19 protein-coding genes are annotated in these 21253 nt (G+C 72.4%); 12 read left to right on the top strand and 7 right to left on the bottom strand.

The features are described 5' to 3' along the window. Positions 1-99: 99 nt before the first annotated feature. Positions 100-666, top strand: coding sequence for a P-loop nucleotide/nucleoside kinase family protein (locus OP86_RS12160; RefSeq protein ID WP_030058081.1), 567 nt, complete (start codon positions 100-102; stop codon positions 664-666). Between the two features lie 88 nt (positions 667-754). After that, positions 755-1651, top strand: a complete 897-nt coding sequence (locus OP86_RS12155; protein WP_051830001.1) for an NAD-dependent protein deacetylase — start codon at positions 755-757, stop codon at positions 1649-1651. A gap of 64 nt (positions 1652-1715) precedes the next feature. Here the strand turns inward: OP86_RS12155 and OP86_RS12150 are convergent, their stop codons facing one another. Further along, entirely contained in the window at positions 1716-2363 is a 648-nt protein-coding gene (locus OP86_RS12150; protein ID WP_167344203.1) for a hypothetical protein, read from the bottom strand. A gap of 262 nt (positions 2364-2625) precedes the next feature. On the opposite strand from OP86_RS12150, the gene OP86_RS12145 reads away from it, so the two are divergent. Next, positions 2626-3651 carry a hypothetical protein gene (locus OP86_RS12145; protein ID WP_234434877.1) on the top strand — a complete coding sequence of 342 codons (1026 nt, stop codon included), beginning with the start codon at positions 2626-2628 and terminating at the stop codon, positions 3649-3651. A 571-nt stretch (positions 3652-4222) separates the two neighbouring features. Here OP86_RS12145 and OP86_RS12140 read toward each other — a convergent pair. From OP86_RS12140 to OP86_RS12125, 4 genes are all read right to left on the bottom strand, one after another. Continuing rightward, on the bottom strand, positions 4223-4429 hold the full coding sequence (locus OP86_RS12140; RefSeq protein ID WP_030058086.1) for a hypothetical protein: 207 nt from the start codon (positions 4427-4429) through the stop codon (positions 4223-4225). Further along, positions 4426-4830, bottom strand: coding sequence for a hypothetical protein (locus tag OP86_RS12135; RefSeq protein ID WP_030058087.1), 405 nt, complete (start codon positions 4828-4830; stop codon positions 4426-4428). The genes OP86_RS12140 and OP86_RS12135 overlap by 4 nt, the downstream gene beginning before the upstream one ends. A gap of 121 nt (positions 4831-4951) precedes the next feature. Further along, on the bottom strand, positions 4952-6490 hold the full coding sequence (locus tag OP86_RS38750; protein WP_033331691.1) for a sensor histidine kinase: 1539 nt from the start codon (positions 6488-6490) through the stop codon (positions 4952-4954). A gap of 8 nt (positions 6491-6498) precedes the next feature. Next, positions 6499-7248: a response regulator transcription factor gene (locus OP86_RS12125; protein WP_051830000.1), complete on the bottom strand. Its 750-nt coding sequence runs from the start codon at positions 7246-7248 to the stop codon at positions 6499-6501. Positions 7249-7509: 261 nt separating this feature from the next. On the opposite strand from OP86_RS12125, the gene OP86_RS12120 reads away from it, so the two are divergent. From OP86_RS12120 to OP86_RS12100, 5 genes are all read left to right on the top strand, one after another. Next, entirely contained in the window at positions 7510-8469 is a 960-nt protein-coding gene (locus OP86_RS12120) for a TauD/TfdA family dioxygenase (protein ID WP_051829999.1), read from the top strand. Between the two features lie 153 nt (positions 8470-8622). Next, positions 8623-9972, top strand: a complete 1350-nt coding sequence (locus OP86_RS12115) for a sensor histidine kinase (RefSeq protein WP_234434879.1) — start codon at positions 8623-8625, stop codon at positions 9970-9972. After that, on the top strand, positions 9972-10613 hold the full coding sequence (locus tag OP86_RS12110) for a response regulator (RefSeq protein ID WP_030058092.1): 642 nt from the start codon (positions 9972-9974) through the stop codon (positions 10611-10613). Before OP86_RS12115 ends, OP86_RS12110 begins: the two co-directional genes overlap by 1 nt. A gap of 116 nt (positions 10614-10729) precedes the next feature. Then, a complete protein-coding gene (locus OP86_RS12105; RefSeq protein ID WP_078588594.1) occupies positions 10730-12313 on the top strand; it encodes a tryptophan halogenase family protein in 1584 nt (527 codons plus the stop codon). A gap of 123 nt (positions 12314-12436) precedes the next feature. Further along, a complete protein-coding gene (locus OP86_RS12100; RefSeq protein ID WP_234434880.1) occupies positions 12437-12982 on the top strand; it encodes a flavin reductase family protein in 546 nt (181 codons plus the stop codon). A gap of 416 nt (positions 12983-13398) precedes the next feature. Here the strand turns inward: OP86_RS12100 and OP86_RS12095 are convergent, their stop codons facing one another. Further along, a complete protein-coding gene (locus OP86_RS12095) occupies positions 13399-13614 on the bottom strand; it encodes an MbtH family protein (protein ID WP_030058095.1) in 216 nt (71 codons plus the stop codon). 129 nt (positions 13615-13743) lie between these two features. Then, positions 13744-14637, bottom strand: a complete 894-nt coding sequence (locus OP86_RS12090; RefSeq protein ID WP_157849725.1) for an ArsR/SmtB family transcription factor — start codon at positions 14635-14637, stop codon at positions 13744-13746. A 542-nt stretch (positions 14638-15179) separates the two neighbouring features. Between OP86_RS12090 and OP86_RS12085 the strand changes: the two genes are divergently transcribed. The 4 genes from OP86_RS12085 (at position 15180) to OP86_RS12070 (ending at position 21000) form a co-directional block, all read left to right on the top strand. Then, positions 15180-16178, top strand: a complete 999-nt coding sequence (locus OP86_RS12085) for a methyltransferase (RefSeq protein WP_030256706.1) — start codon at positions 15180-15182, stop codon at positions 16176-16178. A 79-nt stretch (positions 16179-16257) separates the two neighbouring features. After that, positions 16258-17391, top strand: a complete 1134-nt coding sequence (locus OP86_RS12080; RefSeq protein ID WP_209440342.1) for a tryptophan 2,3-dioxygenase family protein — start codon at positions 16258-16260, stop codon at positions 17389-17391. Positions 17392-17638: 247 nt separating this feature from the next. Further along, positions 17639-18397 carry an ABC transporter ATP-binding protein gene (locus tag OP86_RS12075; protein ID WP_078588595.1) on the top strand — a complete coding sequence of 253 codons (759 nt, stop codon included), beginning with the start codon at positions 17639-17641 and terminating at the stop codon, positions 18395-18397. Then, a complete protein-coding gene (locus tag OP86_RS12070; RefSeq protein WP_030058101.1) occupies positions 18391-21000 on the top strand; it encodes an ABC transporter permease in 2610 nt (869 codons plus the stop codon). The genes OP86_RS12075 and OP86_RS12070 overlap by 7 nt, the downstream gene beginning before the upstream one ends. The last annotated feature ends 253 nt before the right edge of the window (positions 21001-21253 follow it).

Below are 21253 nucleotides of genomic sequence, written 5' to 3'. Positions count from 1 at the left end.
GGAAGAATGATGGGGCTGTGCGGACGCGCCGAGCGGACGGGCGAGGCGTTGGCGCGCGGCACGACACGGATTCCTGGTCGAGCACGGGACGGGGGCACGATGCGACGTCCGACACTGGTGGCCGTCAGCGGCCCGCCCGGGGCGGGCAAGACCACGCTGGCGCACGCCCTGGCCGACGCGCTCGACTGGCCGCTGGTCTGCCGGGACGAGATCAAGGAGCGGATGGCCGGTGCCGAGCCGATCGGTGCCGAGTCTGCCGAGGCCGGGCCCGCAGGGGACCAGGACCTGAGGACGCTGCACGCGTTCTTCCGCACCATCGGTGAACTCCTCGGGGCCGGGCGGAGCCTGGTGGCGGAGGCGGCCTTCCAGGACCGCCTGTGGCGCCCCGGCCTGGAGGCGCTCGCCGTGCCGGCCGACCTGAGGGTCGTCCGCTGCGTCGTCGATCCCGAACTCGCCCGGCTGCGCATCGCCCGCCGGGCCGCGGACGTGCCCTCGCGGGCCGTGCACGCGGACGCCGAACTGCTGCGGCGCATCGCGGCGGGGGAGCGGCCGATCGAGTCGTGGGTGCCGATCGCGACCGACGCCCCCTGCCTGGTCGTGGACACCACCGAGGGGTGGGAGCCGTCCCTGGCGCGGATCGTCGGCTTCGCGTCGGGTACGCCGTAGTCGAGGCCCAGTCGGGCCCCCAGCCCGGGGCCCCAGCCGGTGCCCGCGGCTGCCGGTGTCGCCCGCGGCCGGGGTTACCCTCGGCGGTATGGAGGCGTCGGAATCCACTGCCCCGGGCCCGTCGGCGAACCCGGTGAGCCCGTCGGCGAACCCCGCGGCCCCGGCAGGCGTGGCCGACCTCGTACGGCTGCTGGACCAGCGCGGTGCGGTGGTGCTGAGCGGCGCGGGCCTGTCCACCGAGTCCGGCATCCCCGACTACCGCGGGGCCACCGGGCGCCGCCGCACCGGCACCCCGATGACCTACCAGGAGTTCACCGGCAGCGAGGCCGCCCGGCGCCGGTACTGGGCCCGCAGCCACACCGGCTGGCCGCTGTTCGCCCGGGCCCGGCCCAACGCCGGCCACCACGCGGTGGAGCGGCTGCGCCGGTCGGGCCACGTCGCGGCGGTCATCACCCAGAACGTCGACGGCCTCCACCGCGCGGCCGGGACCGGGGAGGCCGTGGAACTGCACGGCGGACTGGACCGGGTGGTCTGCCTCGACTGCCGCCGGACCAGCTCCCGGGCCGAACTCGACCAGCGCCTGGAGGAGTTGAACCGGGGATTCCGCCGCCCCGGGGCCGTCCTGCGCCCGGACGGCGACGCGCAGCTGCGGCCGGAGCTGGTCGCGGGGTTCCGCGTCGCGCCCTGCGCCGACTGCGGGGGCGTGCTCAAGCCGGACGTGGTCTTCTTCGGCGAGAACGTGCCTGCCGCCCGGGTCGACCACTGCTACGAACTGGTCGACGCCGCAGCGGCGTTGGTGGTTCTCGGCTCCTCGCTCACGGTCCTGTCGGGCCTGCGCTTCGTCCGCCGCGCCGCCCGCGCCCGGCTGCCCGTCGCCATCGTCAACCAGGGCCCCACCCGCGGCGACGACCTCGCCGCGCTCCGGCTCGACCTCCCGCTGGGCCCGACCATGGCCGAGGCCGCCCGGCTGCTGGGCACCGGCTGAGGCGGCCGGCGGTCGGGGCTCGGCGGTCGGGGCCGCGGCTCGGTGGTCGGGGCCGCGGCGGCCGTCAGGGCCGCCCCGGCACCCACAGCGGCGCGGGGCCGCCGCGCGGCATGGCGCGCGCCGCGTCCTCCTCCAGCCACCCGGCCACCCGCTCCGGGTCGCCCTCGCACAGCTCCACCAGCGTGGTTGCGGCGATCCGAGTGCAGCCCAGCACCAGCGCGAGGGTGTCCCGGCGGCGGTGCCGGTCCCGGACGTACGCCTCGACCCGCTCCTCGATGCGCCGGTCGTGGTCCGCCCCGGCCCCCGTGGCGGCCGCCTGGACGCCGTGCCACACCAGGGTCAGCGCGCAGGGCTCGGCCGGGTGCGTCAGCTCGTCCCGGTGGGCCTGCTCGCGGGCCTCCGCCGACCGGTGGCCCAGCCACTCCAGCGCGGCCGGCTCGTCCCCCGCCCGGGACCGTACGACCAGCTCCGCGGCCCGTCCGACGACCGCCCGCAGCACCGCGGGCGCCGGCACCCGCAGCCCGGGCGCCGCCGGCTCGTCGAAGGCCAGCCAGGCGTCCGCGTAGGAGGCCGCCCGCAGGCCGCCCACCCAGGCCGGCGCCCCGGCGGCCGCACCCTGCCACTCCTGTGCCCCCAGCCGCACCAGTCCGACGGCGACCAGCAGCGCCGCATCCCCGTCCAGCCCCAGCAGTCGTCCACTGCGCACAATCACACACCCCCACCTGCGGTCATCACCCCGTGACCCGAACATCCCACCACACCAGGACGGGAACGAACTAGACAGGGCCACGTCACAGATCGGAGCCGATGCCAAGCTCCGCGACGCGCCCGGCCGCGCGGACGGGACGACCGACCGGGGGATGGTCCCGTCGGCGCGACGGCCGGGCGGGGGTGGCGCTCCGTCAGGAGTGTTCTGCTGACGGGCAGGCGACCGTCGCCGACCCCATCGATCACGTCGATCAAGGAGAGAGACCATGCCCCGCCTGCTCGGATCCCCCCGCCGGTTCCGTCCGTTCCATCCGTTTGGTCCGGTTCATCCGTCCCGCACCGGAAGGGCCGCCGGCGCCGTTTCCGCGACCGGCCTCGTCTCGGCGGCCTGTGCGGCCCTGGCCCTGCTGGCCGCGACCCCGGCCGTCGCCGTAGCTCCGCCGCTGTCCGCCCCGCGGATCATCGCCCACTTCGACCTGGCCCAGGGGCAGCAGCCCGAGAACATCGCCCTCGAACCGGACGGCTCCGCCGACCTCACCCTGTCCTTCGCCCGGCAGATCGGTCGGGTCACCCCGGACGGCCGGCTCACCGTCCTCGCCACCCTGCCCGACCCCGCAACCCCGTTCATCGGTGCCGCGCTCGTCACCGGCATCGTCCGCGCCCACGACGGCACCCTCTACTTCGGCTACGCCACCGGCACCGCCGACCTGCACGGCATCTGGCGGCTGCGCCCCGGCGGCACCCCCGAGCGGATCGCCGCCCTGCCCGTCACCGGCCTGCCGAACGGCCTCGCCCTCGACGAGTGCGCGGGCCGCCTCTACACCGCCGACTCGGCGCTCGGCGTGGTCGACGTGATCCCGGTGGACGGCGGCGCCGCCACGACCTGGTCAGACGACGCCCTGCTCAAGCCCGTCACCGCGTTCGGCGCCAACGGCCTCAAGCTGCACCACGGCGCCGTCTGGGTGACGAACACCGACAGCGGCAACCTGCTGCGCATCCCCATCGGCGACTGCGGGGCCGCCGGGCCGGCCGAGGTCCGCGCGAGCGGCCTCCCGGGCGTCGACGACTTCGCCTTCACCGGGCACGGCGACGCCCTGATCGCCACCCTGAACCCGTCCAGTGAGGCCGTCCTCGTCGAGCCGGACGGCAGCCACCACACCGTGCTCACCGCCGCCGACGGCCTGTCCAACCCGACCTCCGTCGCCGTCCGGGATGACACCGCCTACGTGCCGAGCGCGGCCTACTTCACCCGCACCGACCCCAACCTGCTGCTCGCCGACCTGCTCCGCTGACTGGTCGGCCCCGCCCTCGGGCCTGTGCCTCGGCGGCGCGGGCCGGGCCGGGCGGTGGGAGGCCGGGGCGCTGCGGCAGTGTCCGTTCCTGGTGGGGGTGGGGATGGACATGTGCGGCGCCGGCCTCCGCGCTCGCCGTGACGGCCGTCGGAGCGGCCCGGGTGCTGCGGGTGCGCCTGAGGGGCAACGAGTGGGCGGGCCTGGTGGCGGTGGGCGCGGGGCTGTGTCTGCCGGCGCTCACGGCCGGGCGGACGGGCACGGCACGGGCGGCAAGGGGTTGCGGCTGGGCGCGACGGGGCTGGTCGCGACGGGGCTTGCCGCGACGGGGCTGGTCGCGACGGGGCTGTTCGGGGCGGGCTGGGCGGCGGCGCGGTGCGCGGGTGCTGCCCGAGCCGAGGCTGCCGGAGCTGCCGACGGAGCCCTCGGCGTACGCCCTCGCGGTGGACGGACCCGGGCGAGACGGCGGGGTCGGCGACGCCGAACAGCCTGCCGCGGCGGCTCGATGAGTGGCGACCCGGACGACCCGGGCCCAGGGCGGGTCGTGCCCTGGGCCCGGGCGGGGTGGGCGGCGTCAGCCGTTGTCGGCCGCGCTGTCCGTGTCGGCCTGGGTGGCCGCGGAGTCGGCGGCGTCGAGCTTGTGCTGCATGTCCTGGACCTGGCTGCTGTCGGCCGGGCCGGGGGCCGCGTGGCCGCCGGAGCTGCCGGGGCCGCAGGCGGTGAGGAGGGCCGTCGCGGCGAGGGCGAGGCCGGCGAGCAGGGTGGCCGGGCGGCGGGTCACTTGGAGGCACCCTGGTCGTGGCCGGCGCACCAGGTGGCGACGGAGCGGAGGTCGTTCTGCCGGGTCTGCAGGGTGGTGACCAGGGCCTTGCGGGCGGTGAGGCGGTCGTTGAGGAGCTTCTCGATCTCGGTGTGGCCGGCGGCCTTGGCGTCGGCGGCCCGCTGCTGCAGCCGGGCGACCGAGCCGACCACGGTGGCGTCGCCGCCGAGGCGGGTGAGCGCCTTGGTGACGCGCTCCTCGGTCTTCGGGAGCCGCTTGCAGATGGCCTTCGCGCCGTCGCCCGCGGGCGTGCTCGCGGGCGACGGCGTGGCGGCCTGGGCGGGGACGGCGGCGACGGCGGCGAGGAGCGAGCCGGCGAGGGCCAGGGCGCCGAGGACGGAGGTGTTGCGGTGGGTGGACATGGGAGTCCCTTTCTGCCGTGGACGGTCTCCGGCGCCGGGCCGGCAGGCGGGTGCCCACCCGGCGGGATCCGGCCCGGTCGCCGGGAGCGTAGGACGGCTTCTTGTGGATTCCCTGTGGAACTCAGTGCTCCTCGCCCGCGATCCAGTCCCGCCGGGCCGGGAGCCGTACGGTCGGCGCGTCGGCGGTCGGCAGTGGCAGGCGGACCTCCACCCGGCAGCCGGTGCCGCCCAGGGGTTCGGTGATCCGGACGGTGCCCCGGTGCAGCGCGGCCTGCTGGGCGACCAGGGTGAGCCCGAGCCCGGAGCCGGGGCTGTCGCGGCGGCGGTGGAAGCGGTGGAAGACCGCCTCGCGCTCGCCGGGCGGGATGCCGGGCCCGGTGTCGTCGACGGTGAGCAGCGCGACCGTCCCGGCGGGGGCCAGCCGGACGGTCACCCGGGCCGGCTCCGTCCCGCCGCGCCGCCCGTGCACGGCGGCGTTGACGAGGAGGTTGACGAGCATGATCCGCAGCCCGGGCTCCCACCCGAACACCCGTAGCTCGGGCGGGAGTTCCACGGTGAACCCGGCGGCGGGGTGGCGGCGCCGGGCGTCGGCGGCGGCCGCGTCGGCGAGGTCGGCGAGGTCCACCGGGGCGAAGGAGTCGATCTCGACGAGGTCGCCGCGCGCGAGGGTGCCGAGGGCGGTGAGCAGGTCCAGCAGCCGGGTGTGGTCGTCGCGCAACTCGGCGACGATCTCGGCCCGTTCGGAGGACGGGAGGTTCGGGTGGGCGGCGAGCACGTCCAGGTTGGTGCGCAGGCTCATCAGCGGCGTCCGCAGCTCGTGCGAGGCGGCGGCCGAGAACGAGCGGGCGGTCTCCAGGGCCTGGGCGGTGCGCAGCGCCTGCTCGTCGTAGCGGGAGAGCAACAGGGCGAGGGCGGCGGCGAGTTCGTCCACCTCGACGGTTCCGCTGCGCTCCGCCGCGAAGCCTGTCGACCCTGCGGACCCTGTCGACGCGGTGGACCCTGCGACGCCGGTATCGGTGGCGGGGGCGCCGGTGGCGACGGGGGAGTGGGCGGCAGCCGGGTCGAGTTCCGCCGCACGGCGGCTGAGCCGGCGCAGCGGTGCGGTGGCGCGCTCGGCGAGGGCGAAGCCGATCAGGGCGGAGAGCGGCGCGGAGACGGCCGCCACGAGCAGGACCCGCCGGCGCACCGCCGCCGTCTGGTCGCCGGCCAGGCCGCCGGGCTCGCTGACCCAGAGCGTGCCGTTGCCGCCTTCGGCTCCGGTGCCGGAGACGTGGACGGTCAGCACCCGCCAGGCCGTGCCCCGGTCGCGGACGGTGACGGGCCCGCCGGGTGCGGCGGGGAAGGCCTGCCCGTCCGCGGGCTGCGGGCCGACCGACAACAGGACGGTGCCGTCCTGGGCGGTGACCCGTACCCCCGAGTCCAGGGCGGCGTCCAGCACCTTGCGCTGCTGGTTCTGCTCGACCTTGGGGCGGCCCCGGGTTTCGGCGGCCACCAGTGCGCGCACGCTCGGCAGGACGGCGGCCGCCCGGTCGCCCAGTCGGGTGTCCTGCTGGTGCCGGAGGTCCCGGCCGACCAGCGGCAGCAGGAGCAGTCCGGCCAGCGCGACCAGCAGCGGGACGACGGCGGCGGCCCACAGGGCGATGCGGGTGGAGAGCTTCACGGCGGCCGCTACCCGTTCCCGCCGGGCAGCCGCAGGACGAAGCCGACGCCCCGGACGGTGTGGATCAGCCGGGGCCGGCCGTCGGCCTCCAGTTTGCGCCGCAGGTAGCTGACGAAGGTGTCCACGGCGTCGCTGCGCACCTCGAAGTCGTACCCCCAGACCCGTTCCAGCAGCAGCTCGCGGGAGAGGACGATGCCGGTGTTCCTGGCGAGTTGCGTGAGCAGCTCGAACTCCCGCCGGGTGAGCCGCAGTTCGCGGCCGTCGAGGTGGGCCTGGCGGGTTGCCGGGTCGATCGTCAGCGGGCCGGACAGGATGCGGTCGGCGGGCTGCGGAGGCCGGCGGCGCAGCAGGGCGCGCAGCCGCAGCACCAGCTCCTCCAGGGCGAAGGGCTTCACCAGGTAGTCGTCCGCCCCGGCCTGCAGACCGGCGACCCGGTCGGCGGGCTCGTCCAGGGCGGAGAGCATCAGGACCGGGATGTCGTCGCCCCGGGCGCGCAGGGCCCGGCAGACCTCGGCGCCGCTGACGCCGGGCATGGAGACGTCGAGCACGAGGACGTCCGCGGCGTTGGGCACCGGCGCGTCCGGTGCGGCGGGCAGCAGGCGGGCGAGGGCCGTCTCACCGTCCTCGGCGAGGGTGACGGTGAAGCCGCTCAGGCGCAGGCCGCGTTCCAGGGTGCGGCGGATGGCCGCGTCGTCGTCCACCACCAGGACCCGGCCGCCGCCGGGGCCGTCCGTGCCCCCGGGGCCGTTCCCGTGCATCGGCTCCTCCTCGCGTTTCGGGCGGCCGACTCTCTCACACCTTCCGTGCGGGCCCGCTGCGGGGGTGTCCTCGGCAGGCGGGGGCGGCTCCCGGACCACGACCGCACCGCCCTGACGCATCGCGCGTAGTCCGTGCCCTGACCGAGCAGTTTCACCCGTCGGTCAAGGTCATGGCTGCGCACCGGCGCTTTCGAGAGGCTCGACCGGGCACGTTCATCAGCAGCAAACTCCGTCGACCGGCGGAACGGAAGGATGGTTCGCGTGAAAAGGCTCGTCATCGAACCCAACGAGAGCAGGCAGATCGATTGGCTGGTCGACGAGGTGCTCGACGAGTACGGCCCGTGGGACCCGGCCGAGTTCCTCCCGCACGCCCGGATGGTGGCGGAGTCGCTGCCGATCCGGGTCCGCCAGTTCTTCCGGCGGGTCCAGGCGGACGAGACGGACGTGGCGGTGATCTCGGGCCTGCCGCTGCGCCAGGACCTCGAACCGACCCCGACCGGCTGGGACATGGCGCTGAAGACCGGCGCCGGCCTCCGCGAGGAGGTCGTGCTCACGCTGCTCAGCGCCGGCCTCGGTGAGCCGTTCGCCTGGGGCGACCAGCAGAACGGCCGCATCGTGCACGACGTGTGCCCGGCGCCCGGCAAGGAGACCTCGGAGACCAGCGGCAGCAGCACGGCCCCGCTGTCGCTGCACACCGAGGACGCCTTCCACCAGTGCCGCTGCGACTACGTGGCGCTGTACTGCCTGCGCAACCAGGAGCAGGTCGGCACCACCGTGGTGCGCGCCGACCGGCTCGACCTGCCGGCGCGGCTGTCCGGGATCCTGTCCGAGAAGCGCTTCCACCACCGCCCCGACCAGTCGCACGTCGGGCCGCAGGGGCACTCCAGCGGTGCGGTGGACCGCGACGCGATCCTGTTCGGCCCGGCCGAGTCGCGCTATCTGCGGATCGACTTCGACGACACCTGCGCCGCGGACGAGGACGACGTGGAGGCGAAGGAGGCCATCGCCGAGCTGTACACGTACGTGACCGGCGCCCTGGAGCGGGTGGTGCTGGAGCCCGGCGACGCCATCTTCCTCGACAACTACCGCGTCATCCACGGGCGGGAGCCGTTCCAGCCGAGGTACGACGGGACGGACCGGTGGCTGAAGCGGGTCAACCTGATCCGGGACATCCGCAAGGTGTACACGGCGACCGAGTCCCGCTCGCGCGTCATCGTGTGACGCCTGCACCACACTGCGCCGCCGCGAGGTCCGGCGATTCAGGGGTCGTCAACCACCTTGAATCGTAGGGAAAACACCTGGCGGCGGCCTTGTGTGTCGGTGCCGGCCTGTATTGGCTTGGCCCGTGGAAATATGCACTGGTGTCACGTTTTGGTGATCTCGAACCCGAGTGCCGACCGGCGGGCGTGCGCGGACGCGTGCCCGCCGGACGCGGCCCCGCTGAACTGCCGGCAGGCGCTGACCCTCGGTCCGCGCCTGCTGCTGACGTCCGGCTGGCCGTGGCGGTCGCTCGGCTACCTGTCCTGCGGCGGGGCCGTCGTGTTCCTGATCATGGCCGCGGCGATGAACGGGCTGATCTACGTCGACAACCTGCCCGACTACGCCCAGCTGATGGTGGTGGTGGTCCTGGCCGCGGCGACCGGCATGCCGGTCGCCGCGGTGGAACGCCTGCGCCTGCGGATCGTGGACACCGAGCGCGTCGGCAACCCGCACGTGGCGCCGGACGCGCCCGGGCTGAAGGCGTGGCTGTGGCTGCGCATCGGCGAGGCGGCGACCTGGCGCGAGTTCAGCTACGCGATCGCGCTGACGGCCGTGCTGCCGCTGATCGACTTCGGCGGCGTCCTGCTGGTGGGGAGCGTGGTCATCCTCATCGCCGCCCCCTTCCTGGAGCCCTTCGTCGACCTCGGCCCGCTCATCGTCTTCGGCCACTGGCACATCGCCACCCCGCTCGACCGGGTGCTGGTGGTGCTCGTCGGCCTCGTCCTGCTGCCGGCGGCGGCCTACCTGGTGACCGCGCTGGCCGCGGGCCGGGCGGCCTTCGTGCGCCTGCTGCTGGCGCCGCGGGAGTCCGAGGTCGTCGCCCGCGTCCAGGAGCTGACCCGCTCGCGCATCCGGCTGGCGGACGCGTTCGAGGCCGAGCGCAAGCGGATCGAGCGCGACCTGCACGACGGCGCGCAGCAGCGGCTGGTCGGGCTGATCATGACCCTGGGCATCGTGGAGCACGGGCTGGAGGAGGAGCGGTCCGACCGTGCGGTGTTGGTGGCCAAGGCCCGCAAGGAGGCCGAAGGCGTGCTGGCCGACCTGCGGGAGCTGATCCGCGGCATCCACCCCCAGCTGCTCACCGACCGCGGGGTGCCGGCCGCGGTGGCCGAGATCGCGGACCGGAGCCCGGTGCCGGTGCACGTCGACATCACCCTCCCGGAGCGTCTGGTGTCCGCCGTGGAGACGGTGGCGTACTTCGCGGTGAAGGAAGCGCTCACCAACGTGGTGAAGCACAGTGGCGCCCGCAGGGCCTGGGTGACGGGCTGCCGTGAGGGGGACCGCCTGGTGCTGTGCGTCGGTGACGACGGCGTGGGCGGCGCGCGGCCCGAGGACGGCCGCGGCCTGCAGGGCCTTGCCGATCGCGTCGCCGTGGTGGGGGGCAGGCTCAAGCTGCTCAGCCCGTCCGGCGGCCCAACCGAACTAGTCGTGGAGCTGCCGTGGCGAACGCCCGATTCCGCATAGTGCTCGCCGAGGACGCCGTCCTGCTGCGAGAAGGACTCGTCGAACTGCTGGAGCGGTTCGGGCACGAGACCGTGGCCGCGGTCGGCGACAGCCGCGACCTGATCAAGGCCGTCGAGGAGCACCGGCCCGACATCGTGGTGACGGACGTGCGGATGCCGCCGGACTTCAACGACGACGGCCTGCGCTCGGCGATGGACCTGCGCGCCCGCTACCCGGAGCTCGCCGTCCTGGTGCTCACCCAGTACGCCGCGACGGCGTACGCGTTCGAGCTGCTGGAGTCCGGCGAGCACTCCCGCGGCGGCCTCGGCTACCTGCTCAAGGACCGGATCGGCGGGGTGGCCGAGTTCCTGGCGGCGATCGAGTGCGTCGCCACCGGCGGCACGGTCATCGATCCCGAGGTCGTCCGGCAGCTGTTGCGGCGCGGGCAGATGAACGAGCCGCTGGGCCGGCTCTCCTCGCGCGAGCGGGAGGTGCTGGGGCTGATGGCCGAGGGGAAGACGAACGCCAACATCGCGGCGGCGCTGTGCGTCAGCCAGCCCACGGTCGCCAAGAACATCGGCAGCATCTTCCTGAAACTCGGCCTGTCCGAGGACGACGGCCACCGCCGGGTGCTGGCCGTGCTGACGTACCTGCGGTCCTGACCGCCGCGGCGCCCTGACGGCCCAATTTCACCTGTCGGTCAAGGACGTGGCTGCGCGCCGGTGGTTCCGCGAGGCTCGACCAGACACGTTCGTCAGCAATCGACAAAGGGACCTACATGGCTAACAGCGTGGTGATCGTCGGCGGCGGTACCTCGGGCTGGATGACGGCGACCTACCTGAAGGTGGCGTTCGGCGACCGGGTGGACGTCACCCTGGTGGAGTCGAAGAACGTGCCCGCGATCGGGGTGGGTGAGGCCACCTTCAGCACGATCCGGCACTTCTTCAACTACCTGGGCCTGGACGAGCGCGAGTGGATGCCCGAGTGCCACGCCACCTACAAGCTGGCGGTCCGCTTCGAGGACTGGCGCGAGCCGGGCCACGTCTTCTACCACCCCTTCGAGCGCAACCGCGTCGTGGACGGCTTCGCGCTCACCGACTGGTGGGTGCAGAAGCAGCCGACCGAGCGCTTCGACCGGGACTCCTTCCTCATCGCCAACATGTGCGACACGGAGCGCTCGCCGCGCTACTTCGACGGCTCGCTCTTCGACAGCACCTTCGAGCGGGGTGAGGAGTACCGCACCACCCTCACCGAGCAGAACACGCAGTTCCCGTACGCGTACCACTTCGACGCCACGCTGCTGTCGAAGTTCCTGACCCGCTTCGGCACGGCGCGCGGGGTCAAGCACGTCCTCGACGACGTGGTGGACGTCGCGCTGAACGACCAGGGCGCGATCGACCACGTCCGCACCCGCGAGCAGGGCGACGTCCACGGTGACCTCTTCGTGGACTGCACCGGCTTCCGCAGCCTGCTGGTGGCCCAGGCGCTCAAGGAGCCGTTCATCTCGTTCCAGAACCACCTGCCCAACGACAGCGCCGTGGCGCTGCGCGTGCCGGTGGACATGGCCGAGTACGGTCTGCGCCCGGCCACCACCGCGACCGCGAAGGACGCCGGCTGGATCTGGACGATCCCGCTGTTCGAGCGGCTCGGCACCGGCTACGTGTACGCCAGCGAGTACAGCACCCCGGAGGAGGCCGAGCGCACGCTGCGCGAGTTCGTCGGCCCGGCGGGGGAGAACGCCACCGCCAACCACATCAAGATGCGCATCGGCCGCAGCGAGCGCGCCTGGGTGAAGAACTGCGTGGCGATCGGCCTCTCCAACGGCTTCGTGGAGCCGCTGGAGTCCACCGGCATCTTCATCATCCAGAACGGCATCGAGCAGCTGGTCAAGAACTTCCCCGTCGGCAACGAGGACACCGACGAGCAGCTCCGCAAGGCCTACAACCGCCAGGCCGCGAACATCATGGACGGTCTGCGCGAGTTCATGGTGCTGCACTGGTACGCCTCGAAGCGCACCGACAACCAGTACTGGAAGGACACCAAGACCCGGGAGATCCCGGACGGCCTGGCCGAGCGCCTGGAGCAGTGGAAGGTCAAGCTGCCCGACCAGGAGTCGATCTACCCGCACTACCACGGCTTCGAGTCGTACTCCTACCGCGCGATCCTCCTCGGCCTGGGCGGGCTGCCGGTGCAGCCGCTGCCCGTGCTGGGCAAGCTCGACAGCACCGCGGCGGACCGCGAGTTCCAGCTGGTGGCCGAGCAGACGGCGGCGCTGAACGAGAAGCTGCCCAGCCAGTACGAGTACTTCGCCCACCTGCACGGCCTCCCGCCGGCGCAGCGGAAGGCCGGCTCGGCGCGCTGAAGCGCCGGGTCTCCTCGCACCGGTGACGACGGCGATGGCCGGCCGGTGCGACGCCCTGCTCGAACCAAGTGCGGCGCGCCGCTGGAAAGTGGCGGCCCTGGCATGCGAAGGCGGCAACTGACCATGACGGATTACAGGATGGGCGGCGGCGCCGCAGGGAGCTCGGCCACGGTGACGGCGGTCGCTCCCGAGCAGTTCCGTTCCCTGATGTCGACGTTCCCCAGCGGTGTGGCCGTCGTGACCACGTCGGACCTCGACGGGAAGCCGTGGGGGATGACCTGCTCCTCGGTGTGCAGCGTGGCGGTGGAGCCGGCGACGCTGCTGGTGTGCCTCCGGGCGGGAAGTCCCACCCTGGCGGCCATGTCGCGCCGTTCCACCTTCGCGGTGAACCTGCTGCACGCCCGTGCCAGGGCGACGGCGGACCTGTTCGCCTCCGGGACCCCCCACCGGTTCGACCTGGTGCGTTGGTCGGCCGACCCGGAGGCGGCCGGTCCGCACCTGACCGACGACGCGCACTCGGTCGCCGACTGCCGGATCAGCCGGACCGTCGACGTCGGCGACCACACCGTGGTCTTCGGCGAGGTGTTCCGGGTGGAGCACCCGGCGGCGGAGGACCGCTCGCCGCTGCTGTACGGACTGCGGAAGTACTCGTCCTGGTCCGCTATCTGACGGTGAGTGAGAGAAACCGCTGATCGACCGGGAGAGCCGGTCCGTGCGGGTCGTCGAAGTCGACGGCCCCGCACGGACCGGCTTTTCCGCGTGGTCCCCGTGCCGTTGGGGACCACGCGACAGGTCGACCCGTACGGGGGGACGGGTCGACCACCGGGAGAACTTCCCGGCGTGTTGTGGTGTACGTCCAGTGAACCACCGACGCCCGGGCCCGCGCTGTAGCACTGGTTGTAAGAAACCGGTATTGCTAGGTATACCGAGCGCCGGGCAATGGCAGCCCCTCGGGCGCCCCGGCCCCGTCGCCCCGGCCCCGTCGCCGCCCCGGCCCCGCCCCTCCGGCGGCAACGAGAAATCCCCCCTGCCCGGCCTGAGGGCCGGGCAGGGGGGATTCTGTCAGAGTCTCCGGGCGTCGTCGGTCAGCGCCCGCTCATCGCCTCCTGGAGGCTCTTGGGCCGCATGTCGGTCCAGTTCGCCTCGACGTAGTCGAGGGCCGACTGCCGGTCGGTCTCGGGCAGGGCGACCGTCCAGCCGGCGGGCGCCTCGGCGAAGGACGGCCAAAGGGAGTGCTGGCCCTCGTCGTTGACCAGCACGAGGTAGGTGGCGTCCGGGTTCTCGAACGGGTTGGTGCTCATCGTGTTCCCTCCGTGGATTGCAGATGTCCTGACGCTGTTCACTGTTCTGACGCTTCGTCAGGAAGAGGATTCCCGGGGCACGCCCCAGGGCCTCCCGTCCGGACGGGAGGCCCTGGAGCTTCGTCGCTGCTACGTCCTGGCGGAATGCCGCTGCCGCAGCAGCGCCACGCCGAGCGGCGTGAGCGAGTGCAGCGCGGTGTTGCGCTTGCGGGCCGTCGTGACCAGTCCTGCCTTGCGCAGCACCGTGGCGTGCTTGCTGGCGCCGGCCAGTGAGATGTTCAGCCGCTGGGAGAGTTCGCCCGTCGTGCAGCTCTCCGAGAGCATCTGGAGCGCGGCGGCGCGGGTGTGCCCGACCAGGGCGCTCAGCGCCTGCTCGCTGCCCGCGTTGTGGCCCCAGAACTCGGCCTCGGTGGCCGCGTCCAGCGGCACCGAGAAGACCAGGACGGGGGCCCCGTTCTCCTGGACGTCGTCCAGGATCATGCAGGCCTTGCCGGCCAGGAAGAGTGACGGGCACAGCACGAGGCCCCGCCCGTTGAGGTAGATGTCGCGGTCCGGCTCCCCGGCGACCTCCAGCACCGGGGGCTTCCAGTTGAGCTTCGGGTGGAGGTTGTCCAGTAGCGCGTGCATACCGTTGGCGATGCCGATCCGGCCACAGGAGTCGCGCACCGAGGCCATGTGACCGCGCATCTGGCGCCAGTGCGGCAGTACGGCCGCCTGGCAGAACTCGAACAGGGTCGCCCTGACCCGCTGTCGGGCGCGGTCGTCACCCCCGAGGTCCTGGGCGCCGCCCGAGTGCAGTTTGAGCAGCGGCAGCAGCTCCTGCACGTCGTAACGGTCGGCCAGCTGCTCCACCTCGGCGACCCGGGTACCCAGTTGCTCCCGTACGCCCTTGCGCCAGCCGTGAAAACTGGCGTTTCCCTGCCTGCCGAACTGTTTCAGCGCGAATGCGCTTTCAACGACAGGACCTAAACTTGCAATCATACTTAATTGCGCGAGGTCGTCAACCGTGAAGTGGATTCTCAAGTCCCCGTCTCCCACACACGTCAATGCTGGGGAGTCGACGCCTCGGCTCGCCACCACGGTCCTTCGAGCTACGGCACGCGCTCGACGGCAGAAGTGCGCAGGTAAACCCCGCAGCACTGTGGTCACGTCCCAAGCCGATTTCAGCCGGCCCCCCAAGTGGCGGCCCCAGTTGACCGTCACTTATCAAAACCATAAGGCGGAAGTGACGATTCCAGTACGTAACGATGATCACGTCGCAGTGGCATTGACAAGCGGCCGTAGATGATCTAGGCCTCACCTCCGATGTCGTCGATCCGCTCATCCGTCTGTCCGACGCAGGCTACGCCCGGTCGTGGACGTCCGGTGCCCGCTCGGGCGATCCGCCGGGCCCGCTCCGGGGGGCTCGGCGCCGCTCCTTGAACGACAAGGCAACCTCCTTGAGGGCCCTCGCGGGCCGCACCTAGCTTCGTCTCGCGGAAAACGGAAAAGACTCCGTCCCAGTCGCACATCGCCCGTATCGCGACTGGAGGGACCGCTCACGGAGACGATGTGGAGACTGACTGATGCTGCCCAGCGCCCTGGAAAAAGCGGTCTACGGCGTGTACGCGACCACCGCTGTTCATCTGGCCGACAAGCACGGCGTGTTCGGGTTCCTCGTGGCCCAGGAGGCACCCACCGGCAAGATCGCCAGCGAGCTCGGACTCGACGAGGAGACCCTCGACCGGCTGCTGGTCCTCCTCGACTCCTTCGGCGTCATCGACCGGAACGAGGACGGGGCCTACCGCGTCACGCCCGAGATGGCGCCCTACCTCGACCCCAAGAGTTCACGCTCCGTCGGCGGCTTCCTCAGCCACGTGATGGGCAGCACCATCGGCCGGCTGCCGCAGCTCGACGGCTACCTGACGGCCGGGAAGTCGGCCGTGGACGCCGCCCTGCCGGCCCCGTTCGAGGTGATGTACAAGACTCCGAAGCTCACCGAGGAGTTCCTGGCCGCCATGTGGGAGCTCACGTACGACGTGTCCCGCGAACTGGTGCCGATGGCCGGGCTCGACGAGGTCGGGCACCTGGTGGACGTCGGCGGCGCCAGCGGCCCCTTCTGCGTGGCCGCGCTGGAGGCGACCCCCGGCCTGCGCGCCACCGTGTACGAGCTGCCCGAGGTCGAGCCGTACGTGGCCGACACCGTCGAGAAGTACGGCCTGCAGGGCCGACTGGACTTCGCCGCGGGCGACTTCCACCGCGACGAGTTCCCGTCGACCGACTGCGTCGCGTTCGGCTACATCCTGTCCGGCTGGACCGACGAGACCGGCCTGGAGCTGCTGCGCAAGGCGTACCGCGCCTGCAACGACGGCGGCCGGGTCCTGATCATGGACCGGCTGTTCGACGACGACCGCCGCGGGCCGCTGCCCACCGCGGTGATGAACCTGTCGATGCACGTCGAGGCGAAGGGCCGGCACCGGACCTCGGCGGAGTTCATCGGCCTGCTGGAGGCCGCCGGGTTCGTCGACTGCGAGGTGCACCGCTCCACGCAGGACAAGCAACTGGTCATCGGTCACAAGAGGTGAAACGTCGTGCCACGGGTCGGCGACGACACGAGGTCCCGAACGCAGCCCTGGAGGTCAAATGGAAACCGCACCGGCGTCCTTGCAATTTCCGGGACGATGCGACGAGGTCGCACAGATTCAAGAAAGGGCAGGCCGCGAGGCGCTGACCGCGGGTGAGCGCGACCTGCTGACCAAGCTCTACGAGGAGGCGTACTCCGAGCAGTCGGCCGCGAGCGAGGTGATGCGGCTGCTGACCCGCTCGTTCAGCCGGGAACCCATCCCGCAGTACTACCGCTACGCCAACCTGCACGTCTACTCGTGGTTCCTCGACCTGCACCCGACCGAGCCCGTGGCCGGCGCCGTGCTGGCCCTGGAGGCCACGCTGGCCGACCTCGACGAGGTCGAACGGCGCGCCGCTCCGCGGCTCACCGAGTCCGACAACACCGAGGAGCGCCTGCTCCGGCTGGACGTCCTGCGCGAGCAGGTCCGGCAGTTGCGGGTGGAGACCGGCGGCAGCACGACGGCGGGCGAGATCATCGACCGGTCGCGCGACGACGAACTGGCGCGATGGCAGGCGTCCGTACTGACCCGCTGCTCCGGCTTCCTCGCCTCGGGCGACCACCACGAGCACATGTTCCTGCGTGCCGTGCAGGCCTGCGAGCTGGCCTTCTACCTGATCCGCTACTTCACCGTGCGGGCGAGGACGGCGATCGGGCGCGACGACGCCCTGGCGCAGGCGCTGATGGCGCAGTTGAGCCAGTACGCGGAACTGCCCAACCACATCTTCCACGTGCTCAAGACGCTCACCCCCGAGCTGTTCCTGACGTTCCGCGACGCCACGGGCGAGGCCAGCGCCGTCCAGTCGCTGAACTACCACATGATGGAACTGGTGATCTACGGCTACGACGCGCGCAAGGTCGAGGCCTACACGAAGTTCGACCACCTCTACGAACTGACCGTGCCGCCGCTGCGCTCGGTGCGTCCGCTGCGCGACGCGGTGCTGGAGGCAGGGGTTCCGGCACTGACCGAGGGGTTCGCCGAGGTCGAGCGCACACTGCTGACCTGGCGCGGCAGGCACTACGGGTTCGGCCGCCGCTACCTGCCCGGGATGGAGGGATCCGGCGGCACCGAAGGCGCCGGCTACCTGAGGCGGTTCGTCCACAAGGACAACCTGGTTCCCGAGCCCATCACCACCGCGCCCGGACTCGACCTGCTCGGGTTCGCGTTCCGCTGATCCCGACCGTCGGACCGCCGGCCGGCGGTCCGACCAGGCCGTCGCCGCCCGAATCGGGCGGCGACGGTCTTTCGTCGTATCCGCCCCCCGACCGATACCGGCCGGGGAAGGCCGATTGGCGGTGGATCATTCACGGCGCGGGGCCGCGCGCACCCGAATTCACAATTCCTGCAAGGAGTTTCTTAGAATTTCCCTTGATCGGGGGACAGGTGGCGGCGTGCGGCGCGATCTCGGTAGGCTCCCTGACATGTCTCGTTCTGCATCCCAAGCCACACCCACTGACTGGTCGATTCGCTTAGATTCGGTGTCCAAGGTCTACGGATCGACAAAAAGCCCGGTGCAGGCGTTGGATGCGGTGAGCATCGAACTGCACCGCGGCACCTTCACCGCCGTCATGGGGCCCTCCGGCTCCGGCAAGAGCACCTTCCTCAACTGCGCGGCCGGCCTGGACCGCCCGACCTCGGGCTCGGTCTGGCTCGGCGACGTCGAGCTGTCGAGCCTCGACGAGGTCCAGCTCACCGAGGTGCGCCGGGAGCGGATCGGCTTCATCTTCCAGGCCTACAACCTGCTCGGCTCGCTGACGGTGGAGGAGAACGTCACCCTGCCGCTGCGGCTCGCGGACAAGAAGATCGACCACGCCTTCCTGCGCGAGGTCCTCACCGCCGTCGGCCTCGGCGAGCACCTCAAGCGGCGCCCGGCCGAACTCTCCGGCGGCCAGCAGCAGCGCGTCGCGGTCGCCCGCGCGCTGATCACCCACCCGGACGCGGTGGTCGCGGACGAGCCGACCGGAGCCCTGGACTCCCGCTCCAGCAAGCAGGTCCTGGAACTGCTGCGCCACGTCGTCGACTACATGGGGCAGACGGTGCTGATGGTCACCCACGACCCGGTCGCCGCCTCGCACGCCGACTCGGTCGTGTTCCTCGCCGACGGCAAGCTCGCGGGCGAGCTGCACCGCCCCACCCCGGAGCAGGTCGCGTCGCGCATGACGCACCTGGGCGAGTGGTGATCCGCCTCATTCGACGACTGGTCCGCCTCGTGGTGCCGTACCGCAAGGACCTGTCGTTGGCGTGGAGCACGATCAAGGGACGCAAGGGCGGCTTCGTCGGCTCCTTCGTCGCGATCGCCGCGGGCTCGGCGGTGATCACCGCCTGCGGGATCCTGCTGATGTCCGGACTCAGCACCGGTGTGACGCCCGAGCGTTACTCGGGCACGGCGGTGGTCCTCAGCGCGGAGCAGTCGTACTGGCTGGACGAGAGCTCCGAGGTCCGTTACAGCGAGCGCGTCACGCTGCCCGCCGACAAGGTCGCCGCCGTCGCCGCGGTGCCGGGCGTGCAGTCCGCCGTCGGCGACCTCGACGTGCAGGTCAGCGTGGTGACCCAGGACGGCCACGCGGTGGGCGGCCCGGACGGCTTCCCGGTGTTCGGGCACGGCTGGTCCGGCGCGGCGCTCGGGCCGTTCACGGTGGGCACGGGCAAGGCGCCCTCCGCGGCCGACGAGGTCGTGCTCGACGCCGACCTCGCCGCGCGCGCCCATCTGGCGCCCGGCGCGACGGTGCGGCTCGTGGTCGGCTCGGTCGCCTCCTCCTACCACGTGGTCGGCATCGCCGACCCGCCCGCGGGCGGCCTGGCCCGACAGGGCGCGGTGTTCCTCACCGACGACCAGGCGCGCAAGCTGTCCGGCCGGCCGGACCGGGTGGACGCCATCGGGGTGGGCGCCGCGCCCGGCGTCACCCCGGCCGAGCTCGCCAAGCGGATCACGGCCGCCGTACCGGGCCTGGTGGCCCACACCGGTGCGGAACGCGGCGACGTGGAGTTCCTGGACGTGGGCGACGCCCGCAGCCTGGTGGTCGAGTCGTCCGCGTCCTTCGGCGGCACCATGGTGCTGATCGTGGTGTTCGTGGTGGCGAGCACCCTCGCGCTGTCGGTGCAGCAGCGCCGGCGCGAACTCGCCCTGCTGCGCGCCATCGGCGCGACGCCCAAGCAGATCCACTGGATGATCGGCGCCGAGATGACCCTGGTGTCGCTCGCGGGCGCCGTGGTCGGCATGATCCCCGGGATCGTCCTCGCGTTCGGGATGCGCGAGGTGTTCATCCTCGCGGACGCGATGCCACCGGACTTCCAGATGGAGATCGGCTGGGTGCCGTTCCTGGCCTCGCTGGTGCTCTGCATGGTCAGCGCCCGGCTCGGCGGCTGGCTGGTCGCGCGCCGGGTGGCCAAGGTCAGCCCGGTCGAGGCGCTCGGGGACGCCGCCATCGAGCCCAAGAAGCTCGGCTGGGTCCGGCTGACCATCGGCGTCCTGCTCATCCCGCTCGGGCTGCTGCTGACCCTGAACAACGTGGCGGTGTCCGGCGATTCGGCCGCCGACACCGCGGCGAGCGCCGTCCTGCTGTTCGTCGTGTCGGTCGGCTGCATCGGACCGCTGCTGTTCCGCGGCGCCATCGCGGTGTTCGGCAGGCAGCTCAACCGGCAGTCCAAGGCCCACGGCTTCCTCGCCCAGGCCAACGCGCGGGCCAACTCGCGGCGCCTCAGCACGGCTGCCACCCCGCTCGCCATGGGCGTGACCCTGGCCGCCGTGCAGGTCTTCGGCGCCTCGACCACGATCGCCGCCGGGCAGGACCAGATGGAGGCCGGCTTGCGCGCCGACCACGTGCTGACCGCCTCCTCCGGCGCCGGGGTGTCCCCGGAGGTCGTGGACGCCGTGCGCGGCGTGCCCGGGGTCGCCGTGGTGACGCCGGTGGCGCGGATGCAGGTGCTGCTGACCTTCCCGTCCGAGGACAGCACCGCGACCAAGGTGTACGCCGCCCAGGGCGTCACGCCCGACCGGCTCTCCGACACCATGGACCTCCAGACGATCGACGGCGACACCGCCCAACTGCAGGGCGAGACGGTGGCGTTGAGCCGGGTCGTCGCGGAGACCGTCAAGGCGAAGGTCGGCAAGACGATCGACCTGCGGCTCGGCGACGGCACGGTGATCAAGCCGAAGGTGGTGGCCACCTACGAGCGCGGCCTGGGCTTCGGGGACGTCACCCTGCCCAACGACCTCGTCGTCGCGCACACCACCGCCCGGGTCGACGCCGCGGTGCTGGTCAAGGCCGCGGACGGGACCGACAAGAAGGCGCTCGACGGCGCACTGCGCGGCGCCCTGGACCGCTACCCGACCGTCAAGGTCGGCGGCCAGGACGCGTTCGAGACCGCGCCCGGATCGGGCGGAACGGGGGACTGGGCGCTCAACCTGCTGTTCCAGACCGTGCTGCTGGGCTACATCGCCATCGCCGTGGTGAACACCCTGGTGATGGCGACGGCGGCGCGGGTCCGCGAGTTCGCCATGCTCCAACTCATCGGCGCCAAGCCGGACCAGATCCGCTCGATGATGAACGGCGAGGCCAGGATCGTGGTCTTCTCGGCGCTGCTGTTCGGCCTGCTGGCCACGGCCCCGCCGCTGATCGGCATCAGCCTCGGCCTGACCCAGTCGCCCGTGCCCAGCGTGTCCATCCTCGGCCTGCTGGCGATCGTGGCGATCACCGTCGCGCTCTCCTGGGGTTCGATCGCGATGGCCACCCGCTTCGCCATGCGGCCCGCGCCGATCGACGCGATCGGCGGGCGCGAGTGAGCGGCCCCGCGGGCGGCTGAGGCCGCGGGACGCAGGCGATGGCGCCGCCGGATCTCCGGCGGCGCCATCGGCGTTCCCGAGCGCTTCCCGAGTTGCTTCCCAGGCCGTTTCCCAGGCCGTTTCCCGAGCGCTTTCCGGACCGTTTCCCGGGCCGTGTTCCGGGCCGCGCCCCGGCGCGCCCCCGCACGATCGGCCATCGGCAAAACGCCTGCTGACCGCCCTGTTTCGCTCTTCCGTCAAGTGCGTAGCTGGG

This window comes from Streptomyces novaecaesareae, from assembly GCF_000716875.1.
Lineage (GTDB): Bacteria > Actinomycetota > Actinomycetes > Streptomycetales > Streptomycetaceae > Kitasatospora > Kitasatospora novaecaesareae.
The sequence above is the reverse complement of the archived record's forward strand: the minus strand, read 5'-3'. Positions and strand labels throughout refer to the sequence as shown.

Coding starts and splice junctions, on each gene's coding strand:
- OP86_RS12160 (WP_030058081.1), top strand. CDS start 100: ATGCGACGTCCGACACTGGTGGCCGTCAGCGGCCCGCCCGGGGCGGGC.
- OP86_RS12155 (WP_051830001.1), top strand. CDS start 755: ATGGAGGCGTCGGAATCCACTGCCCCGGGCCCGTCGGCGAACCCGGTG.
- OP86_RS12145 (WP_234434877.1), top strand. CDS start 2,626: ATGCCCCGCCTGCTCGGATCCCCCCGCCGGTTCCGTCCGTTCCATCCG.
- OP86_RS12135 (WP_030058087.1), bottom strand. CDS start 4,830: ATGTCCACCCACCGCAACACCTCCGTCCTCGGCGCCCTGGCCCTCGCC.
- OP86_RS12125 (WP_051830000.1), bottom strand. CDS start 7,248: ATGCACGGGAACGGCCCCGGGGGCACGGACGGCCCCGGCGGCGGCCGG.
- OP86_RS12105 (WP_078588594.1), top strand. CDS start 10,730: ATGGCTAACAGCGTGGTGATCGTCGGCGGCGGTACCTCGGGCTGGATG.
- OP86_RS12100 (WP_234434880.1), top strand. CDS start 12,437: ATGACGGATTACAGGATGGGCGGCGGCGCCGCAGGGAGCTCGGCCACG.
- OP86_RS12095 (WP_030058095.1), bottom strand. CDS start 13,614: ATGAGCACCAACCCGTTCGAGAACCCGGACGCCACCTACCTCGTGCTG.
- OP86_RS12085 (WP_030256706.1), top strand. CDS start 15,180: ATGCTGCCCAGCGCCCTGGAAAAAGCGGTCTACGGCGTGTACGCGACC.
- OP86_RS12075 (WP_078588595.1), top strand. CDS start 17,639: ATGTCTCGTTCTGCATCCCAAGCCACACCCACTGACTGGTCGATTCGC.